The following is a 20,338-nucleotide window of genomic DNA, read 5'->3' as shown; positions in this document are numbered from 1 at the left end:
AACAAAATAGGCTCTAAAAATTTAGAGCCTATTTCTATTTAAATATTAATGAAGATTATTTCTTAATAATTTTAATGGTCTGCTTAGAACCATCTTTCATATCAAGCTGTAAGATATACATTCCTGCAGAAAGATCATTTAACCTTAAAACAGATTCTGCCTGATTGAATGTTCTGATCAATTTACCAGAAACATCTGAAACTCTTATTGATTTTACCAACTCAGGCTTGTTGATATTCACAACTTCCGAGAATGGGTTTGGATATACTTTAACCGCATCTTTTTTATCTGTCTCTGAAGTTGAAAGACAGTTGCTGTCTACTGTTGCAGTAACCATTGTTCTTGCAGATTCGCATCCGGTGATAACTCTCCAGTTGTAGAAGAAATAATAATATGGAGTCGCTAAACTTCCTCCCGTAATATCTACAATACCCGGTAATGAATAAGGGAAGGCTAGATTGGATGCATCACGATACATATTTGATATCCCTGTCCATGCACTTACGCCTAATCGATAAGAAGCACCGCCGGTAACAGGAAAGTTTAATGCAACAGTTTGAGGAACTGATGAAGCAACGGAATTGGCACCGGTAACATTTACAGTAGCAGATGTAATTGGTGTTCCTGAAGCAGTAAGTAATTCAATAGTTACAGTTCCTGAAGTACCTGCAGTTGCGGAATATGGAAACAAATCTACGGTACTGAGTATAAAATCCGATTGAGCCGTAAATATAAGGTATGAAGAAAGACCTCCTCCAGTGGATGCATTAGTTTCCAGTGTTACTTTACCAACATTTGCTACTCCTCCGGTTGAAGCAGAAACATAATAGTTGGTGGTTGAACTTAATGTAGGGGTGGTAAATGAGGTTCCGTTTCCAACTAAATTACCTGCTGTCGGAGCATCATACCATTTCAAATTGGCACCGGAAACCGTTGTAGCACTCAAAGTTGCAGCTTGATTTGGGCAGATTGTCGCACCAGTGGTTGATAAAAGAGCGGGAGGCTGACATAAAGTATTGAAGCTGACAATTTGCGTTGTCCAATTACTAAAGTCTGTACCAGAACATCTGGAACGTATCCAAACATAATATGAAGTGCTTGGGTTTAAAACATTTAATGTAGCCGATGTACCTGTAATACCTGTAAGAGAAGGTGTTGTAGATGAATTTGGAGCTACGTTTGTTGTATTATAATAAACATCATATCCGTTTGCCGGAGGCGTTACAGAGGCCGTCCATTGCAAAAGAGCAGTTGATGGAGTAATATTTGATACTGAAATATTTGTAGGGCTTATGCAACTCGGCTTCGCCTCCCAATACATATCATCCATAAAATGTCCTGCGGTAGAGATACCTGCGTTTCTTATTGCCAATCTTGCATTAGCCGGTATTGTGTTTGGTATTATTACGGTATATTCTGCATTCTGTGCTGTATAACTTGTATTAACAATTGAAAGTGTCTGAAGATTTACAAATGTGGAAGCATCAGTAATACTTGTCACATATCCCACATCCAAAGATCCTGGAGCTGCAGTGACTCTGGCTTTGAATCTCAGCCAGTTTGTTCCTGCATTTACATTACTGAACTCCGGCAAAACAACTATGGTTGCATTCGCCGGTGATGAAGCGATCTGATAAAGATTTCTGGTTCCCGATGCAGGAGTTGTAGAGCTGATTGTCTGTGCGGTATTCGAAGCACCAATAATTCTCGCCCAACAGTCCGGAACAATATTTCCTGTTACGTAGCTGTCAAAATTTTCAAACATTGATGTTGCAGGACCGCATAAGGTTTTAAATACATAAGGGCCTTTCCATATGCTATTTCCATTAGTACCACCGCAAACAGCTCTTACATAAAATTCATAATTTGTGTTTGGGGTAAGGGTAGCAGGATTTAAAGTAGCGACAGTAGTATTACTGAATGTTGTAGGTATACCGCTTCCTGCAGATTGTATGGCATAATCCCAAGAAGTTTCGGTTCCCCCTGCTGTCCAGCTGATAGTCGCTCCGTTTTGAGTAATTCCTGTAGTCGTTACATTGGTTGGAGAAGGGCAGGCTACAGGATGATCAAAGCCAATATAAGGTCTTCTTGAATTAGTAGAAGCTAATGAAGTTGGCAAAACTCCAGTTGTATTGTTACTATATTTAGTTTCCAGACCTGTAGTTAAGCCACTTACACAGGGGCTGGTATATTCATAAGACCATGTAATTGCATTACTGGCTGTAGTATTTTTATATTCAAGAAAAACAGCTAAATTCTGCGTTCCAGAATAAGGAAAACTGGTAGTAAGAGGAATTTGTTTCCATCCTCCTCCTGTTCCAACTAAAGGTGCAGGGTTTCCGTCAAAAACCAATGTCGCTCCAGTAGAAGCCGTTGCCCAATCTAGTGCTCCCGATCCCCAGTCAGAATTTGAAACCTCTTTAAGATATATTTTAAGATTCGGAGTACCCAGCATACCAGCCGCATTTCCGGCGCCTGTGTGAAAATAAATGCTTGTGAGTGTCTGCGATGCTATCCCGGTAAGCTGAGAAGAAGGATATATTGAAGTAATTCTGCTTGTAGCATTTGCGGTTGCAACAGAATACATAGGTCCATAAAGGTTGCTTTGTGTAGTACTTGGTGTATTTGAGCAAACGTTAATTGTCCAAATCTGGGCATTTATAGCATTATTCCCAACGGTAAATAATGCAAATCCCAAAGCCAAATTCCTCAGACAGGAATTGATTTTTTTTAATGGTGAAAAAATTTTGTAAAAATGTTTCATACTTATTCAAATTAGATTCAAACAAATATACTATTTTTTACATAATAGCAGTTATATTTTAAAATAAACAAATAAAAAATATCAAATTGCTATATATTTCACAAATATTAAGAGTATAATCATAAAAATAAATTTTAGCTATATCAAATCTTCACACGCTTTCCACACCACATCATTCTGCGGAACGGGAGCAACAATTTGTATATTTTCTTTTGTAACAGGGTGTACAAATTCCAATTTTCTGGCATGAAGATTTATTCCGCCATCAGGATTTGATCGCGGCGAACCGTATTTTAAATCTCCTTTAATCGGAACTCCTATTTTTGACAATTGAGCACGAATCTGATGATGTCTCCCCGTTTCAAGATCAATCTCAAGAAGAAGATAATTGTCTAAAGTTTTAATAATCTGATAGGTAAGAATAGATTCTTTTGCTCCCTCAGTTTGTTTAGTAAAAACAATTGCTTTATTATTTTTTTCGTTCTTTTTTAAATAATGAACCAGCCGTTGACTTTGGGGAATCATTTCTTTGGCAACAACCGCCCAATATGTTTTTTTGATTTCCCTGTTTTTCACCATTTGCGTCAAACGAGAAAGTGCTTTGGAAGTTTTAGCATAAATCACCAAACCGGAAGTTGGGCGGTCAATGCGATGTACCAAACCGAGAAAAACATTTCCGGGTTTATCATCTCTTTTTTTTATAAAATTTTTAATGGATTCTAAGAGTGGCTCATCACCAGTTTTGTCTCCCTGCACCAATTGCCCGACTTTTTTATTGATAACCAAAAGATGATTATCTTCATAGAGGATCTGTTCTTCCATAGTTACTGACGAGTCGCAGATCTGTTTGTAAACGAAATAATGACTCCGCCCAGCAAACCAATCGTTTTGATAAATGACAAACTTGAATCTATAGGCAAAAATGCTCCGATAATACACAAAGCCGCCGCTCCATACATCGGATATTTAAATTTTTCATTGGCAAGCAACGGAGCCTGTAAAATAAAACTCAGGCCTATTAAAAGATAAAATAGCTTTCTTGAAAGAATATCATTAATTTCAGGTGAAAACAACTGAAACCAACCAACAACTAAACATAATATGGCTAAAATAGAAATCACTCCCTGAGCCATTTGCAGATTATTTCTCATTAGTAACTTTCATTTTGGTTAGGAAAATCAGCACTTTTCACATCTTTCACATACTGCGCCACAGCTCCTGTGATTTCAGTATACAAATCAAGATATCTTCTTAAAAATTTTGGAGAAAAACCTTTGTTCATTCCTACCATATCATGATAGACCAAAACCTGCCCGTCACAATCAGGACCAGCGCCGATTCCAATAGTCGGAATACTGATGCTTTCTGAAACTTTTTTAGCCAAATCTGCAGGAATTTTTTCTAAAACGATAGAAAAACAACCCAATTCTTCTAAAAGCTTTGCATCACTGATCAGTTTGTCTGCCTCTTCTTCGTCTTTAGCTCTTACTTTATAAGTTCCGAATTGATAAATAGACTGCGGTGTCAATCCCAAATGTCCCATCACAGGAATTCCGGCGTTGATTATTTTTTTGATCGATTTTGAAATTTCTTTTCCGCCCTCAATTTTTATAGCATGAGCACCACCCTCTTTCATCATTCTTACAGATGATTCTAATGCCTTATCAGGATTACTCTGATAAGTTCCGAAAGGTAAATCAGCAACAATTAAAGCTCTGTCAATTCCACGCACTACACTTTGGGTATGATAAATCATTTGATCTAAAGTAATGGGCAATGTAGTTTCAAAACCCGCCATCACATTGGCTGCAGAGTCTCCTATCAGAACGGCATCAATTCCCCCTGCATCTACCATTTTTGCAGTAGTAAAATCATACGCAGTAAGCATTGTTATTTTTTCCTTATCGAATTTCATTTTTCGTAAGGTTTCAGTAGTAACTCTTTTAATTTCAGAATGAACAGACATAAGATATGTATTGTTTAAAAGTTAAAAAGTCGGCTTTCGCCGACTTGTATTGTGTATGATTATAAAACTACGTGACCGAGTTTCATGAGTTTATCGTGATTCAGGATTTTTATGTTTCTCCCGTCAACTTCAATGAGACTATCTCCTTTAAATTCAGAGATCAATCTGATGGCACTTTCTGTGGCAGTACCAATAATATTTGCTATTTCTTCTCTGGTTAAAGAAATTTTAATAAAACCTTCAGGATCTGTACCTAATTTCTGTTCCAGAAGAATTAAAATTTCAGCAAGACGTTCTCTTACCGTTTTCTGTGCAAGGAAGGTAATGGTATTCGAAGATTCTCCCAGTTCATATGCAATCTTCTGAAGCATAATAAATGAAAGCTGGGGATCTACCTCAAGAAGATCCATAAAAATATCTGCAGGTAAAAAAGTACATTCTATATCTGTCATTGCCTCTGCTTTTGCCTGAAAATTTTCACCACAGAGCAATGCACGATAACCGATAATATCGCCCTCTTTTATAAATCTTAAAATCTGATCTTTCCCAAAAGACCCGGATTTAGACAATTTTGCGGCTCCTTTTTCTAAAACATACACTCCTTTCGGAATTTCACCATCATCAAAGATGATGTCATGTTTCTGAAAACTAAGCTTTTTCTTTGCACCTAAGTATCTTTCAAAATCAGTATTGGAAAGCCTGTCTTTGAAGGATTTATCGTTAAAAACCCTGGCAAATCTTTCTTCAATAGCAATCTGTTTTTCCTGCGACATTTTAATATGACATTTATCACAAAAATAGAACATTTTAACTCGATAAACAAAAAAAATTGTTATAATTTTGTCAGTCAATAATTTATGAAGGTGAGCGATAACTGTTTTCATTGCGGACAAGACATAGAAAAAGAAAGAATTTCTTTTGACGAAAAAATTTTCTGTTGCAACGGCTGCAAATCTGTCTACGAAATCCTGAACATCAATAATTTAAGTAATTTTTACGAACTAAATAAAAGGGCAGGAATACGACCAAGCGACGAAAATTTTTCTCAGTTTGATTATCTCGATACTCCTGAAATTTTTGAAAAAATCACAGATTTCTCCGAAGGAAATACAAGTCTTGTTACTTTTAAAATTCCGGTCATTCACTGCTCATCCTGTATCTGGCTTTTAGAAAGTCTTCACACTTTACATAAAGATATTAAATATTCTCAGGTCAACTTCACAAGAAAGACCTTACAGATCTCATTCAATCATAACGATTTAAAATTAAGCGAGCTAGCTAAATTTTTAACGAATCTGGGATACAAACCCGCAATCAGTTTAGAAACTGCCGAAAAAAACGAAGATCATTTAGACAAATCCCTTTTGGTGAAACTTGCAATTGCCGGATTTGCTTTTGGAAACGGAATGTTTCTCGCATTTCCGGAATACATTGGCGGTGAAGATGTCTGGATGGAACATTATAAGGGCTTATTCAGATTTCTGATGTTTTTACTGTCAATTCCGGTGGTACTTTATTCTGCTTCAGATTATTACAAATCAGCTTGGTACGGTTTGAAAAATAAAATCGTCAATATTGATGTTCCTATTGTTTTGGGAATATTTGTTTTGTTCGGACGAAGTGTTTATGAAGTGGTAACCGATTACGGACCTGGATATTTCGATACTTTATGCGGACTTCTATTCTTCATGCTTCTGGGAAAAATGTTTCAAAAAAGAACGTACAGCTCGCTTTCTTACGACAGAGATTACAAATCATTCTACCCCATCGCCGTTACCAAAGTTGATTTTGGCGGAAAACAGGAAAATATTTTGCTTTCTGAAATTAAAATCGGAGACAGAATTTTGGTTCGGAATCAGGAAATTATTCCTGTAGATGCTATTTTAATTAATGGTGAAGGAAACATCGACAACAGTTTTATTACAGGAGAAAGCGAAAGCATCAGCAAGCAGCCCGGAGACAAAATTTTTGCCGGCGGAAAACAGATTGGCTCATCACTTGAGCTTGAAGTGATCAAAAACGTGGACCAAAGTTATCTTACGCAGCTTTGGAACAAAGAAGCTTTTAAAAAACATGAAACAGGACTGGATACATTAATTAATAACATCAGTAAGTATTTCACATTCATTATTTTAGGCATTGCTTTGATCTCGGGAATTTACTGGTCATTTATCGATTTAGAAAAAATGTTTCAGGTAATTTCTGCAATTCTGATTATCGCTTGTCCGTGTGCATTGGCGCTTTCTTCTCCGTTCACCTTCGGACATATTATGCGGATTTTAGGACGAAATAAATTCTATGTAAAAGACACTCTGACGATCGAAAAAATTTCGAAAATCAACGCCATCGTTTTCGACAAGACCGGGACGATTACTGAAAGGAAAAAAACCAATATCAAATTTGAAGGTTCTGAAATTTCTGAATTTGATTTACTGAATATCAAAACTTTACTGAAAAACTCCAATCATCCGCTTTCAAAATCTCTTTACGAATTTATAGAAATCAATGATGAATATTTCCCTGTGGAAAACTTCGTGGAAATTTCAGGAAAGGGCTACCAAGCCAACATTCGTGGAAATTTATATAAAATAGGCTCTGCAAAATACAACGATCAGGAGTCTAAAAATCTTGAAACCGCAGTTTACATCAGTAAAAATAATGAGTTTTTAGGTAAATTTATTTTCAAGAATGAATATCGTGAAAACTTGAAAAGCCTTTTCACCAAACTTAATCTTTATAAGATTTTTATCTTAAGCGGAGACAATTCTTCGGAGGAGAGTCAGCTTAAAGCAATCATTCCAAATGTCAGTTCAATGGCATTTAACCAAAGCCCGGAAGACAAGCTAAATTACATTCAAGACTTACAAAACGGAGGAATGAAAGTAGCCATGCTCGGAGACGGACTGAATGATGCAGGAGCATTAAAACAGAGCAACGTAGGAATTGCTATCTCAGACGACACCAACAGCTTTACACCATCTTCAGACGTTATTATGAACGGTGAAAAAGTATCACAGCTAGACAACTATCTGAACGTTTGCAAAGGATCGATCACAATTGTTAAATTGACATTCGTAATCAGTTTTCTTTACAATATTGTAGGGTTGAGTTTTGCAGTAACCGGACATATGTCGCCATTATTTGCTGCCATCTTAATGCCATTAAGTTCGATTACAGTGATTTCTTTTACTACACTTTCGACGTGGATTTTAGGTCGGAAATATTTCAAAAAAACCGCCTAGACAGCCTTATTTAGACTGATTTTAAATTAGCGAGAAGCGCTATTTCGTGATTAATGTCATTATTTTTCACTAATTTTGAACCCCGAAAATAGGTTAATTTTGTTGTCTGATGGATATTCTATATTTAATGATCTTATGCAGTGCTTCTTTGGCTGCAGTTTTCCTGATCGTTTTTATAGTAAATGCGAGAAAAGGACAGTTTGAAGATGATGAATCTCCTGCTGTTCGCATACTTTTTGAAGATGAAGTAAAAGAAGATAAAAAGGTAGATTCTGGCAACAAAAACGATAAAGAGGAAATAGGAGAAAATAATAAAATTGAAGAAAAAAGTGAATAGTTAGTATGGAGACACAAAAGTTTAGTTATGACAACAGTATTGTTCGGGCATTCCTATACGCGACCATAGTTTTTGGAATTATAGGATTCGTGTTCGGGCTTACGGCAGCATTAATGCTTTTCTACCCTGAACTGCCTGAATTTTTATTCGGGACCGATGATACGACGATAAAAAGTCTGTCATCAGGTGATATTCAAGGTTTGATCAACACTCATGGTGCGTTTGGTTTCGGAAGAATAAGAATGTTGCACACCAACACTGTTATTTGGGCATTTGTATGTAATATCGTTTATACCGGTATTTATTACTCATTACAAAGATTATTAAAATCAAGAATGTACAGCGATACATTGTCTTGGTTACATTTCTGGACTTGGCAGTTAATGATTGTGGCTACGTTCATCACATTCTTTATGGGGATCAATACCTCAAAAGAATATGCTGAGCATGAGTGGCCAATCGACATATTAATTGCATTCTCATGGATTATATTCGGAGCAAATATGTTCCTTACAATCGCAAAAAGAAGAGTAAGACACCTGTATGTAGCAATCTGGTTTTATATTGGTACTTGGATCGCAGTGGCAATGCTGCACATTTTCAATAACCTTGAGGTTCCATTATCATTCACAGGATTCAAATCATATTCTGTTTATGCAGGAGTAAAAGATGCTATCGTTCAGTGGTGGTACGGTCACAATGCAGTAGCATTCGTATTGACTACACCGGTTTTAGGTTTGATGTATTACTTCTTACCAAAAGCAGCCGACAGACCTGTATTTTCTTACAAGTTATCAATTATTCACTTCTGGTCGTTAATTTTCGTTTATATCTGGGCAGGACCTCACCACCTTCAGTACACGGCTCTTCCGGCTTGGGTACAGGCGGTATCTACAGGTTTCTCTATTATGCTTATTGCTCCATCTTGGGGAGGTATGCTGAATGGTCTTCTTACTTTGAGAGGAGCTTGGGATAAAGTAAGAGAAAATCCGATCCTTAAATTCTTCGTAGTTGCAGTGACCTGTTATGGTATGGCAACTTTTGAAGGACCGCTTTTAGCAACAAAAAACATCAACAAAATCGGTCACTTTACCGACTGGGTTATCGGTCACGTACATTTAGGTGCATTAGGATGGAATGGCTTCATGGCATTCGGTGTGATCTATTACTTGGTACCGATTATGTGGAGAACAAAAATATGGTCTGTAAAATTAGCTAACTGGCATTTCTGGTTAGGTACTTTAGGAATCATTTTCTACGCAGTACCCATGTATATTGCAGGATTCACTCAAGGCTTAATGTGGAAACAATTCAACCCGGACGGAACATTATTGTGGAAAAACTGGCTCGATACAGTAACTGCAATTATTCCTTATTATAAATTAAGATTTGTAGGAGGTTTCTTATATCTTTCAGGAGGTCTTTTGATGGTAGTCAACGTTTTTGCTACAGTGAGAAAAGGATCATTCCAAAAAGAAGTTCCTGCAGAAGCTCCGGCTTTAGCAATTATCAGCAAGAAAAGAAAAGAAGGAGAAGGTACTCACCTTTGGTTAGAAAGAATGCCGGTTTTATTAGGTATTTTATCTTTCATCACAATATCCATCGGTAGTTTGATAGAAATTGTTCCTACGCTTTCACTGGATAAGAGTGTACCTACAATTTCTGCGGTAAAACCTTACTCTCCGTTAGAATTGGAAGGTAGAGATATTTACATCCGTGAAGGCTGTAATGCCTGTCACTCTCAGATGATCAGACCTTTCAGAGACGAGATCGTAAGATTTAACGGTAAAAACGGACAGTATTCAAAGGCAGGAGAATTCATTTATGATAGACCATTCCTTTGGGGCTCAAAAAGAACAGGACCAGATTTGCATAGAGAAGGTGGTAAAAACCCGAGTTCTTGGCATTACAAGCATATGTATAACCCAAGATCTACATCTGCAGGTTCTATCATGCCTCGTTATCCTTGGTTGATTGCAACCAACTTAGACAGATCAAAGATGATCGACAAAATGACGCTGATGAAAAAATCTTTTGATGTACCTTACACAAAGGCTCAGATTGATTCAGCAGATAAATGGGCAGACAATCAGGCAGCAAAAATTGTAAAAGATATCTTCTCTGAAGCAGCCGATTTGAAGAATGAGTACGCAAAAAGACCGGATGTAAAACTTGAGAAAAAAGAAATCGTAGCATTGATCTCTTACCTGCAAAGATTGGGTACAGATATTAAAACTACAGAAATAAAAACAGCTAGTAATAACTAAAATTAAAAGCTTACATGATTCCTCAGAACTTTAAAGATATATTATCCAACACAGAAAATGCAGGTTTGTATCAAACTTTGGCTCTGATTTTCTTTATGCTGTTCTTCATTGCTTTAGTAATCTATGTTTTTAGCAGACCTAAAAAATATTACAAAGAAGAAGAGCATGCGCCTCTTGAGGATGATGACGATGATTTTAATTTAAAAAATTAAACTATTTATTATGAAACAAAGAACACCGGTTTTTGTAAACATCTTGATAATAATAGGACTTCTGATCGTATTTTATTATTTATTTGTACAAAGCTATTCGTTTTTAGCTTCGCCATATTTCTGGGGAACTGTAGTGATCAGTGCAATTTTGGCATACATTCACAGTGCAATCGGAGATTTGATTGAAAACAATAAATTTAAAAAACTATCTGCAGAAGAAAAAGCAGCGTACCTTAACGAAAAGAAAATTCCTTTCTTAAAAAGACAGTATGATGCAGCTTTCAAGAAGCAGTCTGAAACCGAAGAAAAAGATATCCTTATCGATCACGGTTTTGACGGGATCATGGAGTTGGATAATCAATTGCCAAAATGGTGGGTAGGTTTATTCTGGTTTGGGACAGCATTTTGTGCAGTGTACATATGTGCATATTCATTTACTGATTTTGCACATCCGCTGACTGAGTATGAGGTAGAATACAAAGAACAGATTGCAAGTATTGCAGCTTACGAAAAAGATCAGCCTCAGATAACCATAGAAACTGCAGTATTTTCTGAAGACAACATCGCAGCAGGTGAGGAAGTTTTCAAGACCAACTGTGTATCTTGTCACTCGGATGGTGGTAAAGGAGGCATCGGTCCTAACCTTACAGATAACTTCTGGCACAACCAGCCTGAAAAAACATTATTCAAAAACGTTTTCCACGTTGTCGAAAATGGTGTTACAGGAACTGCAATGCAGGCTTGGGGTAAAAATGGTGTACTTACAGGAAGAGACATTCAGAATGTTGCAGCTTATGTATATCACATCAACCAGGAACAGCCACCAATTACTCCAGCTCAAGGCGGTGCACCTGCTTACGGTGATGAAGCAAAGTGGGAGAAACAGTAAATTAAAACTTAAAAATATATGATTAAACATAATTTGTTATTAAATTAAAAAATAGTAACGAATTATGTTTTTTCTTTTTTATTAATAAAACCATACTAAAAATGTCAGATAAAGAAGTAGAAATTCTACGCGGCGGACAGGGGCAGGTTTTAGATCCTGAAACTTATAGAGATTCTATAGGAACAATGGAACAATCCGGAAAAAGAAAATGGGTTTTTCCTAAGAAACCAAAAGGTAAATACACCAATTACCGGAACATCGTCAGTTATATCTTACTGGCTGTATATTTTATTGTACCATTTATAAAAATCAATGGTAATCCTTTCTTTTTATTTAATGTTATCGACAGAGAGTTTTTCATTGTCGGGCAACCTTTTTATCCTCAGGACTTTTTCATCCTTACTTTGGGCGCTATTGCCTCTCTCCTATTTATCATCATTTTTACGATTGCATTCGGAAGAATTTTCTGCGGGTGGATATGTCCTCAGACAATTTTTATGGAATCTATTTTTCGTAAAATAGAATATCTGATTGAAGGAGACCGAAATAAGCAGATGAAGCTTGACAGACAGGAATGGGATAGCGAAAAAATCTGGAAGAGAAGTCTGAAATGGTCGATCTATGTTGTCATTTCATTGATTATTACGCACTTCATGTTTATGTATATTGTGGGTTATGAGCAGGTACTTGATATTGTTTCTGACGGTCCTTTTGCCCATCTTACCAATTTTATTGTAATGATTCTTTTTACTGCAGCATTTTATTTTGTGTTTGCATGGTTCAGAGAGCAGGTTTGTACACTGGTCTGCCCTTACGGAAGATTACAGGGAGTTTTAATTGATAAGGAAACCATCAATGTTTTTTACGATTTCAACAGAGGTGAAAACCGATCAAAATGGAGAAAAGGTGAAGACCGGAAAGCTGCCGGAAAAGGCGACTGTATAGATTGCTATCAATGTGTGGTCGTTTGTCCGACAGGAATCGACATCAGAGACGGACAGCAGTTGGAATGCATCAACTGTACCGCATGTATCGATGCCTGTGATGAAGTCATGGAAAAAGTAGGCTTACCGAAAGGCTTGGTTCGCTATGCATCTGAAAAAGAAATAGAAACCGGAGCTCCATATAAATTCACCGGAAGAATGAAAGGCTTTGCCGTTGTTCTGGTTTTATTGGTTGGGTTTTTAGCCTATCTTCTTTCAAGCCGTGGCGAGATGGAAGCTAAATTCATCAAACCGGCAGGAAGTACATTCTTTGTAAGAGAAGGAAAAATCACCAATACCTACAACTATACTTTTCTGAATAAAACCAATGATAAAAAAATAGTTACCATCAAAGTGATAGAGCCTGCAAAAGGTGAAATCAGCTACAGTGCATCAAGCAAAATTACAGTAGAAAGAGATAAGATCACAAAAGGTACTGTGAATATCAGCTTTCCTGAAGATGCCATGAAATTATCTAAACAAAACATCAAAATTGGTGTTTACGACATGAAAGGTGAGCTTATAGATTCTTATGAAACTTATTTCGAAGGACCATTTAAATTACAATTTTAATTTTTTTAAAGATGAAAAATTTCACTTGGGGCCACGGTGTATTGATAGCATTAGGTTCATTTATTATATTTATTTTATCAATGCTTTTCTTATTTCCGAACGGACAGAAAAACTCGGAAATGGTAACCGATAAGTATTACGAAGAAGAATTGGAATATCAAACCGTCATCGATGCAAAAAGAAGAGCAGATACTTTGAAAGAAAAACCTGCATATTCTCAGAATGCATCAGGAATTACCCTGACTTTTCCAAAAAATATCAACAACGCAAATTCTAAGATTAAATTTGTGCTTAACAGATCTGATGATCAGAATTTAGACATCAAAAGATCTGAGCAACTCGATACCAATCAGTCATTTACCATTCCTGCAAAAGTTTTGACAAAAGGAAATTACACGTTACGATTGATGTGGAATACCAACAAAACAGACTACCGACTCGATTATGACGTGATATGGAAATAGCACTTGTATTATCGGCAATCGCTTTAGGTTTTGCTTCCGGTTTTCACTGTATCGGAATGTGTGGTCCTATTGCATTATCGATGGGATTAACGAAAAAACAGGCTACCAACTTCTACCTTCAGAATTTAACCTATCAGTTCGGTAGAATTTTCACTTATGCTTTATTAGGCGGAATTTTAGGAATTATCGGCGAAGGTTTTGAAATGGCAGGTTTTCAACAGTATTTGACAATTGCTGTGGGAATTCTCTTGATTGTAATGGCTTTATTTTCATTTGGAGGGAAAGATTTTGCTTCAAAAATTCCTTTTTTTTCTAAATTTTTGTTTAAAGTAAAATCTAACTTAGGAAAACTTTTACAGAAGGCAGATTACCGCTCAAGATTCACGACAGGAATTCTCAACGGATTTCTTCCCTGCGGAATGGTTTACATGGCTTTAACGGCAAGTTTAGCAGCCGGCGGAATTTGGCAGGGAGCTTCATATATGGCTTTATTCGGTTTGGGAACACTTCCATTCATGTTTACCGTAGTTTTGGTCGGAAACCTGATGAATCAGGCGTTCAGACTTAAGATTTTAAAAGCAGTTCCGGTCATTATGATTATTTTGGGAGGTCTGTTTATCGTGAGAGGTTTAGAATTGGGTATTCCTTATATTTCTCCGAGAGCTGAAGCAATGACGATTTCTAAAGATAACAATGGTGAATGTCATTTGCCGGGAGATCACAACACACATCCGCATAAGGCGAATTGTCATTGATTAATAATAATGATCATTTTTAGGTTTGAATATATGTGATTGTGGAAACTTAAATTATGACCAAAAATAGAGTTTCAGAATAGAAGTTAATATGCGAACACTTCTACTAAAACAGATTGTTCTTCTGTTTAGTCTTTTCAGATGAGTTCTTATACTCAGATTTTTCCTTTCAATAGAATTTGTCCCAAATCTTTTGCTTTCATGAATTCCTTTTGGAATTAAATACTTATAATTTCTAAGATTATCGGTATAAATCTTTTCCGGATTTGAATTGAGAAGAGTTTTTATTACAGTGTTTAAGGTTTTGTTTGTTCGTTTGCCAATGTAGAAATTTGCGACTGTTTTAGTTACTTTATTTATAGCATAAACCAACCATTGTTGATTTGATTTCTTTCTGATGAAAAGCCTCATTTCATCAAGTTCGTAAGATTGATAATAGCAGATTTTAGGTTGAGTAATATCCGCCGCAATTTTAATAATTCTTCTAAGTAAAGTTGTTGTAGAAATGTTTAAAACTCTGGCTGTACTTCTGATTCCTAAACCTTCTTTTGTCAGTTGAATTATTTGCGGGTTGATATTCTTTTTATAAGCTTTGTAACTATAAAATTCTAAAAACCTTTTATTACAGTTCTTACAGAAATATTGCTGTTTTTTAGTTTTTGTAGTTCCGTTTTTGATGATATTTTGTGAGTAACAATTTTTGCAAATCGCTGTATCACTAACTCTGATACACGAGGAATGATCTTCAGTCATTTAAATATGTTTTTTTGAAAAAAATAAACAAGAGTAGGAAATGCCTACTCTTGTTTTGGTTATTTAATTTTAAATAAGTTCTGAAATTCAGTGAGTTAATCTTTCAAAAAATGCTCATCACTAACTCTGGAACATTACCGATAATTCTAATTCTGGAATATAAAATGAGAAACCATGTTCATCAATTTTAGTTATTAATTTCTCATTTACAATTTTATTCATTATTTCTGTAAATTTATCTTGTTCAATATATCCATGTATAACTTTTATATAATCATAAATTGAAGAAATAGAAAAAATTGGAATATTTTTATTTTCTATTTGAGGAAAATATTGAAAAGAATATCTTATTTCATCAAAAGTAAAAGTTATACCTGTACCATGAACATGGTATTCAAGTTTAGTTTGATCAATTACAAAAAAGTCTTTATAAATTATAACCTTTTTTTTTACAGCAGCCATTGGTAATATAAAATGATTATAATCACTTAATTCTGGAATAGTTTGTAATTTATAGTTTGTAATCAAATTTTCATTGTAAAACAAACATTTTAAAGCATATTCTCTTATTTTATCATATAAGTTGTGGTAGTTCATTCCTTATTTTTTAATAATTTTAATGTCCAACTGTTTCTAAAAGTTCTCCAATATTCCTGAAAATAGAATGTTCAGATATTTGTCCGGCAGGTATTCTCTGATATGGTATTGATCCTTCATAGCCCACTTTTATAGCAGCTTCAATTCTGTGGTGACCATCTAATATAAACGTCCTTCCCTCTGCTTCAACTACTTTTATTGGTTCTCTGAAAACATAAGAATCATTTTTCATTAATCTGGCAGCTATGTCATCAATTGCTTTTGAACCCTGCATTCATGGTTCAGTAGGAATCCATCTTTTAATCTGGCTTAATGATCCTTCTAGCCATTCACAATTATTATGCACCAAAATCCCTTTTTCAGAAACATAATAATTATGGTTACGTTCTACCTCAAAGTTATAGACTTTTGATTACTTATTTGAAAACAAAAATATTCCCTTACTAAAACATGATAAGGGAATATTTATGATTATTTATTTTCTTTTTGAAATAAATGATACTCTCTAAAAAATACATCTACAGAATTCAAATTTTCTTTTTTGCTTATTTCATTTATGATATTTGACCATGAAAATGAATTGTGATAATTAAATTTTTCTTGTAACCAATCATTAAAATCAGATCTAAAATCATATTTAGCTGTTTCGCCTAATCTTATTGCATTATTACAAAGATAACCTGTTAAAAAAGCATTTAACAAAAATATATCTTTTTCTCCAATAAATTGTTGAGGTCTCCTTTCAATATGAGACATTAATTCTTCAAATTTCATAAATTTATTTTTAGAAAGGTGTAACTTTGGGCATGCCTAAAATTGGAGAACCTACTTCTAAATCCATAAGCCATTTAGAATATTCAATTCCTTTGGGATATAAATTATCATAAACCATATTTCCAACTTTTACTCCAACATGGTCTCCATTTGTGCTAATATTCATATTAAATGCATCAGATCAGATATTTCTTGATGATTTTAGCGTAACCATTTCTCCTTTTATACCTTGTGCTGTCATTCTTTCCATTAATTCTGCTGCAAAGTTTTTACACATATTAAGTTGTTTTAAAGAAGAAGGTATTGATTCAATAATGGCATTGATTCCACAATCATTATGAACAAGAATATTCTTCTCAGAAACATAATAATTATGGTTACCTTCAAATTTATAGAGTTTTGGTTAATGTCATAAAATTCCTTCACAAAAAAAGTGAAGGAATAATTTACATTTTAATATTGATCAAAATTCTTATCAATAGAAATATTTAAATGCGTTAAATGTTTTAATATTTCGATTACTATTATCCAAGATTTTTCCTCAAGTTTTAATGATAATATCCTTTCCTTATAGTAAATGTTTACATAACTTTCATTAAGAGTTTTAATGTCTTTGAACATTTCAATTTTTGAAATATTAGTTAAAAGTATGATATCTAAGTGATTATTATAATTATAAATTGTTTGATCTGTTATTAACCACCATTCAATATTATTTATAAAAGATGTAATAATAGGTGTTTCATTTATGGATAAAGTGATATTTTGCAAAATAATATTTTGCTTAAAAATATTTAAAGTTTTCCATAATTCGGTATAATTCAGTTCGAGTTTACTTCTTCTGAATTTTGCTTCTAAAATTGATATTTTCATTTTATTAAGGAATTGGGGCTGTAAGTCTTATTGATGATTCACTTAATTTCTCAAAAGTGAAACCTAATCTCCTAGCAGCAGCTTCATTAAACAACTTACTATTCATTACAGATGTCCCTCTTAATTCAAGCATTGTTGCACCATGACTTTTTGCTTCATTAAACATTGTTCTTAATAATAAATTGAGATCCGTCGATTCTTGTGCTTTGGCTAATAATGAAATAGACTTTGTATATGTATTTCCGGAAATGTAATTTTCTGAATACATAAAATATTGTCCTTCCGCATACAAGTCATCTGTTAAACCTAAAAATCTTTCACAATTATTATGCACCAAGATGCCTTTCTCAGAAACATAATAATTATGGTTGCCTCAACCTCAAAGTTATAAACTTTTACTTTTCTAATAAAAAGAGATTGATCAAAAATCAATCTCTTTTTCATTGTTTATTTAGTTATCAAAATATTTTTACTAATACATTCTGTTCCTTGGATTTAAAAACCATCTTCCTTCTTTCTTATATAACATAATATTATAAATTAATATTTTAGTAAAAAAAGCAGGATAATTAGAATCTATTTTTAATAGAACTTTAAATCCATCTATTTTCTGAATACATATAAAATTAGTTTTGGGATAATTACCTTCTTTTTTATAATTAAACTTTTCATAATCATTACAAAGTTCATAAAAATCATTTGGATAAATCTCATCATATTTATTATTGATAATGGAAATAACCCTATCTGAAGTTACAAGTAAATAAGAGTCATGTAAATCACACTCTAATATTGGTAATTCATTTGACAATAGAGATGCTTTTGTTGGGACATAATTATCCTCTAATAAAATTGTGTGCATTTTATCATTAAATGTTATCCAATCTTCAGGTTTTTTATCAACACTTCTAAGAGTAATTTCCAAAACCTCTTTTTTAAATTCTTTTGCTTTCATACTAATGTAAAACTTTTTCCCAAAAAACTGTATCTCCCTCTCTACTAAAATAATATCCCAGTTCGTCTGCCCATCCTCCATGCTTAAGGAAAGAATTATGAACCATATTGAACTGTATACGAACTTCACTCATTCCATGTTTTCTTGCCATACCTTCAGCCGTTTCTGTTAATGCTTTCATTACACCATTTCTAGGGGCACTTGAGCTTCGTAATATAGCATTAACCTGCAGTTCCATAACATCTCCTGTAAACCATCCCATATTAATACTAGCATCGATGTTTGAAACGTATTTACCGAAATGACCCATAAATTCAGTCATTAAAGAACAATCATTATGCACCAAAATTCCTTTCTCAGAAACATAGTAATTATGGTTACCTTCAACCTCAAAGTTATAGACTTTTACCTTTTCATCCAAGAATTTAATAGATTCTACAGGAGAAGTTGTTCCGTCTAAAGTGGTTAGAAGTGTACCTTTTGTTAGGTTTTTGGCTTCTACCCAGTTTCCGTTCACAAAGAATGGGTGTTCCGGTGTACAGGTAATTTCTGTACCGTTTACAGAGATTTTTACTAATGAAGAAGAAGTATTGCGGGATAGTGCTACTACTTTTTTCAGTTCTTTTTTGCCCGTTTCTTCGTTGTAGCTCCATACAAAATCCCCTTCTTTAATGTCTTCAATCTTTTTACTGCCTTTTTCTGTAGCTACTAAAGTTCCCTCTGTGAAACAGATTTTTATCAGTCCGTTGGTCAATCTTCCAATAGGACCACATAAATATCTACCAATACCACTTGCCCTCCATCCTGCAGCAACAAGTTCTCCACCGGCAAAAGACAAAGGTATATCAATAAATAAGAATCTTTCAACCGCTGCCACCTCCATAGAGGCTTTAGAGTTCATGATGTATTGTCCCATGTTGGCACTGTTAACATCATAATTCCAGTTTCCTAAAGCTCCTAATATACTGTTTGACAGGATAAATCTATTATAGTCCAGATTTTCAAAGTTATTAAACGTTTTTTTACTGCCCTTACCAGTCATCACTAGTTCTTGCAGAACAACATCTACAGCACCACTTCCAGCTCCACCACCGCCATTGATAAAGGCTCTTGATTCCAGAACCTGAGCAGCATTCATTACATTACCTTCGTAATCGATATACTTTCCTAATTCAGCATTGAAATATCCGTACCCGACATTTTGCCACGTTCCACCAAGCTGCATCATCGTATCCATTGCATTTCTTCCATCCGGATCAATGAATCTCATGGGGTTGTTTAAGGCATAATGATAAGGAGAGTGTCTTGTGTTTAGTTCCGCTAAAGGATCTACAACTCCCCATCTTCCCAAATCGGGCATATAAAATCTTGCTCCATAATCATACATCCCAATTTCATCCTGCATTTCCTTACCATTATATTGATACTTATAGTTCAATCCTGTAGGATTATAGAGAGGACCATTATGCTTTAATCCAAATGCGTAATAATCGTTTTGCTCTACAATGATCGCCGTGTTACCTTCTCTTGCAAAACTTACTCTTACGTTACCTAAATGATCATTGTAATGGTAAATATAACGATTGTTTTCGAAATCAAAATACCCCTCGGAAGTAGCAAAAAACTTTAATACAGATGGTACAATAAGACCAGACTGATCATTACTGTACTGAAAACCATCAATATAATCAGTAGTTGCAAAAGCATCTGCTCTGTTTCTACCTGAAAAATAATGATGTACTTTCTTGATCTTTACTCCATCTGCACGGTAAGAGTAAGTCATATTTCGGTATACATCACCGCCAACTCTTTGTACGAAATTATTAAATTTTATATAAGATGGCAGATTCAGTTGATTATATTTTATTTCAAGAATTCCTTTATCTAGATGACTGGTCATGTTCCCGTTTAAGTCATAAGAAATGGTATTTCCT

At 34.6% G+C, this 20,338-nt stretch carries 22 protein-coding genes and 1 pseudogene; 8 read left to right on the top strand and 15 right to left on the bottom strand.

All coding sequences use genetic code 11. The annotated features are described in order from the left end of the window. Positions 1-55 precede the first annotated feature (55 nt). From AC4FQ5_RS16770 to AC4FQ5_RS16750, 5 genes are all read right to left on the bottom strand, one after another. Positions 56-2,764, bottom strand: coding sequence for a fibronectin type III domain-containing protein (locus AC4FQ5_RS16770; protein ID WP_491145143.1), 2,709 nt, complete (start codon positions 2,762-2,764; stop codon positions 56-58). Positions 2,765-2,902: 138 nt separating this feature from the next. Beyond that, on the bottom strand, positions 2,903-3,586 hold the full coding sequence (locus AC4FQ5_RS16765; protein ID WP_491145141.1) for an RluA family pseudouridine synthase: 684 nt from the start codon (positions 3,584-3,586) through the stop codon (positions 2,903-2,905). A 2-nt stretch (positions 3,587-3,588) separates the two neighbouring features. After that, positions 3,589-3,915 (bottom strand): hypothetical protein, encoded by a 327-nt coding sequence (locus tag AC4FQ5_RS16760; protein WP_491145139.1) that lies wholly within the window; start codon positions 3,913-3,915, stop codon positions 3,589-3,591. Next, the gene (gene panB / locus AC4FQ5_RS16755; RefSeq protein WP_491145138.1) at positions 3,915-4,730 is read right to left on the bottom strand and encodes a 3-methyl-2-oxobutanoate hydroxymethyltransferase; all 816 of its coding nucleotides are present in this window, start codon (positions 4,728-4,730) and stop codon (positions 3,915-3,917) included. The genes AC4FQ5_RS16760 and panB overlap by 1 nt, the downstream gene beginning before the upstream one ends. Before the next feature lie 59 nt (positions 4,731-4,789). Then, positions 4,790-5,503: a Crp/Fnr family transcriptional regulator gene (locus tag AC4FQ5_RS16750; protein WP_491145137.1), complete on the bottom strand. Its 714-nt coding sequence runs from the start codon at positions 5,501-5,503 to the stop codon at positions 4,790-4,792. Positions 5,504-5,593: 90 nt separating this feature from the next. Between AC4FQ5_RS16750 and AC4FQ5_RS16745 the strand changes: the two genes are divergently transcribed. The 8 genes from AC4FQ5_RS16745 to AC4FQ5_RS16710 all read left to right on the top strand — a co-directional run bounded on the left by AC4FQ5_RS16745 (position 5,594) and on the right by AC4FQ5_RS16710 (position 14,452). Further along, entirely contained in the window at positions 5,594-7,972 is a 2,379-nt protein-coding gene (locus tag AC4FQ5_RS16745; RefSeq protein WP_491145293.1) for a heavy metal translocating P-type ATPase, read from the top strand. A 109-nt stretch (positions 7,973-8,081) separates the two neighbouring features. Then, positions 8,082-8,309, top strand: a complete 228-nt coding sequence (ccoS, locus tag AC4FQ5_RS16740; protein WP_047443550.1) for a cbb3-type cytochrome oxidase assembly protein CcoS — start codon at positions 8,082-8,084, stop codon at positions 8,307-8,309. Positions 8,310-8,314: 5 nt separating this feature from the next. Beyond that, positions 8,315-10,576 (top strand): cytochrome-c oxidase, cbb3-type subunit I, encoded by a 2,262-nt coding sequence (gene ccoN / locus AC4FQ5_RS16735; RefSeq protein ID WP_491145135.1) that lies wholly within the window; start codon positions 8,315-8,317, stop codon positions 10,574-10,576. Positions 10,577-10,590: 14 nt separating this feature from the next. Next, a complete protein-coding gene (locus AC4FQ5_RS16730) occupies positions 10,591-10,788 on the top strand; it encodes a cbb3-type cytochrome oxidase subunit 3 (RefSeq protein ID WP_491145133.1) in 198 nt (65 codons plus the stop codon). 10 nt (positions 10,789-10,798) lie between these two features. Then, positions 10,799-11,677: a c-type cytochrome gene (locus AC4FQ5_RS16725; RefSeq protein WP_491145131.1), complete on the top strand. Its 879-nt coding sequence runs from the start codon at positions 10,799-10,801 to the stop codon at positions 11,675-11,677. Positions 11,678-11,778: 101 nt separating this feature from the next. Then, positions 11,779-13,233, top strand: a complete 1,455-nt coding sequence (gene ccoG / locus AC4FQ5_RS16720; RefSeq protein WP_491145129.1) for a cytochrome c oxidase accessory protein CcoG — start codon at positions 11,779-11,781, stop codon at positions 13,231-13,233. Positions 13,234-13,244: 11 nt separating this feature from the next. Further along, a complete protein-coding gene (locus tag AC4FQ5_RS16715; RefSeq protein WP_491145127.1) occupies positions 13,245-13,697 on the top strand; it encodes a FixH family protein in 453 nt (150 codons plus the stop codon). Next, positions 13,688-14,452, top strand: a complete 765-nt coding sequence (locus AC4FQ5_RS16710) for a sulfite exporter TauE/SafE family protein (RefSeq protein ID WP_491145125.1) — start codon at positions 13,688-13,690, stop codon at positions 14,450-14,452. The genes AC4FQ5_RS16715 and AC4FQ5_RS16710 overlap by 10 nt, the downstream gene beginning before the upstream one ends. Before the next feature lie 54 nt (positions 14,453-14,506). Here AC4FQ5_RS16710 and AC4FQ5_RS16705 read toward each other — a convergent pair whose 3' ends face one another. The 10 genes and pseudogenes from AC4FQ5_RS16705 to AC4FQ5_RS16660 form a co-directional block, all read right to left on the bottom strand. Beyond that, on the bottom strand, positions 14,507-15,205 hold the full coding sequence (locus tag AC4FQ5_RS16705) for an IS1 family transposase (RefSeq protein ID WP_491145123.1): 699 nt from the start codon (positions 15,203-15,205) through the stop codon (positions 14,507-14,509). 120 nt (positions 15,206-15,325) lie between these two features. Beyond that, positions 15,326-15,802 carry a DUF6896 domain-containing protein gene (locus AC4FQ5_RS16700; RefSeq protein WP_491145121.1) on the bottom strand — a complete coding sequence of 159 codons (477 nt, stop codon included), beginning with the start codon at positions 15,800-15,802 and terminating at the stop codon, positions 15,326-15,328. 19 nt (positions 15,803-15,821) lie between these two features. Beyond that, on the bottom strand, positions 15,822-16,076 hold the full coding sequence (locus AC4FQ5_RS16695; protein ID WP_491145120.1) for a ParB N-terminal domain-containing protein: 255 nt from the start codon (positions 16,074-16,076) through the stop codon (positions 15,822-15,824). Next, positions 16,077-16,205, bottom strand: a pseudogene (locus AC4FQ5_RS16690) (hypothetical protein); the annotation flags it as partial. Positions 16,206-16,273: 68 nt separating this feature from the next. Continuing rightward, the gene (locus AC4FQ5_RS16685) at positions 16,274-16,576 is read right to left on the bottom strand and encodes a hypothetical protein (RefSeq protein WP_491145119.1); all 303 of its coding nucleotides are present in this window, start codon (positions 16,574-16,576) and stop codon (positions 16,274-16,276) included. 10 nt (positions 16,577-16,586) lie between these two features. Further along, positions 16,587-16,742 (bottom strand): papain fold toxin domain-containing protein, encoded by a 156-nt coding sequence (locus AC4FQ5_RS16680; RefSeq protein ID WP_491145118.1) that lies wholly within the window; start codon positions 16,740-16,742, stop codon positions 16,587-16,589. A gap of 287 nt (positions 16,743-17,029) precedes the next feature. Beyond that, positions 17,030-17,449, bottom strand: coding sequence for a hypothetical protein (locus AC4FQ5_RS16675; protein WP_491145117.1), 420 nt, complete (start codon positions 17,447-17,449; stop codon positions 17,030-17,032). A 4-nt stretch (positions 17,450-17,453) separates the two neighbouring features. Next, entirely contained in the window at positions 17,454-17,786 is a 333-nt protein-coding gene (locus AC4FQ5_RS16670) for a hypothetical protein (RefSeq protein ID WP_491145116.1), read from the bottom strand. Between the two features lie 135 nt (positions 17,787-17,921). Then, positions 17,922-18,404 carry a hypothetical protein gene (locus AC4FQ5_RS16665; RefSeq protein ID WP_491145115.1) on the bottom strand — a complete coding sequence of 161 codons (483 nt, stop codon included), beginning with the start codon at positions 18,402-18,404 and terminating at the stop codon, positions 17,922-17,924. Position 18,405: 1 nt separating this feature from the next. Continuing rightward, on the bottom strand, positions 18,406-20,338 hold a 1,933-nt coding region (locus tag AC4FQ5_RS16660), incomplete at its 5' end, for a polymorphic toxin-type HINT domain-containing protein (protein WP_491145114.1).

The organism is Chryseobacterium sp. DT-167 (assembly GCF_058310155.1).
This window is presented reverse-complemented; position numbering and strand designations above follow the sequence as displayed.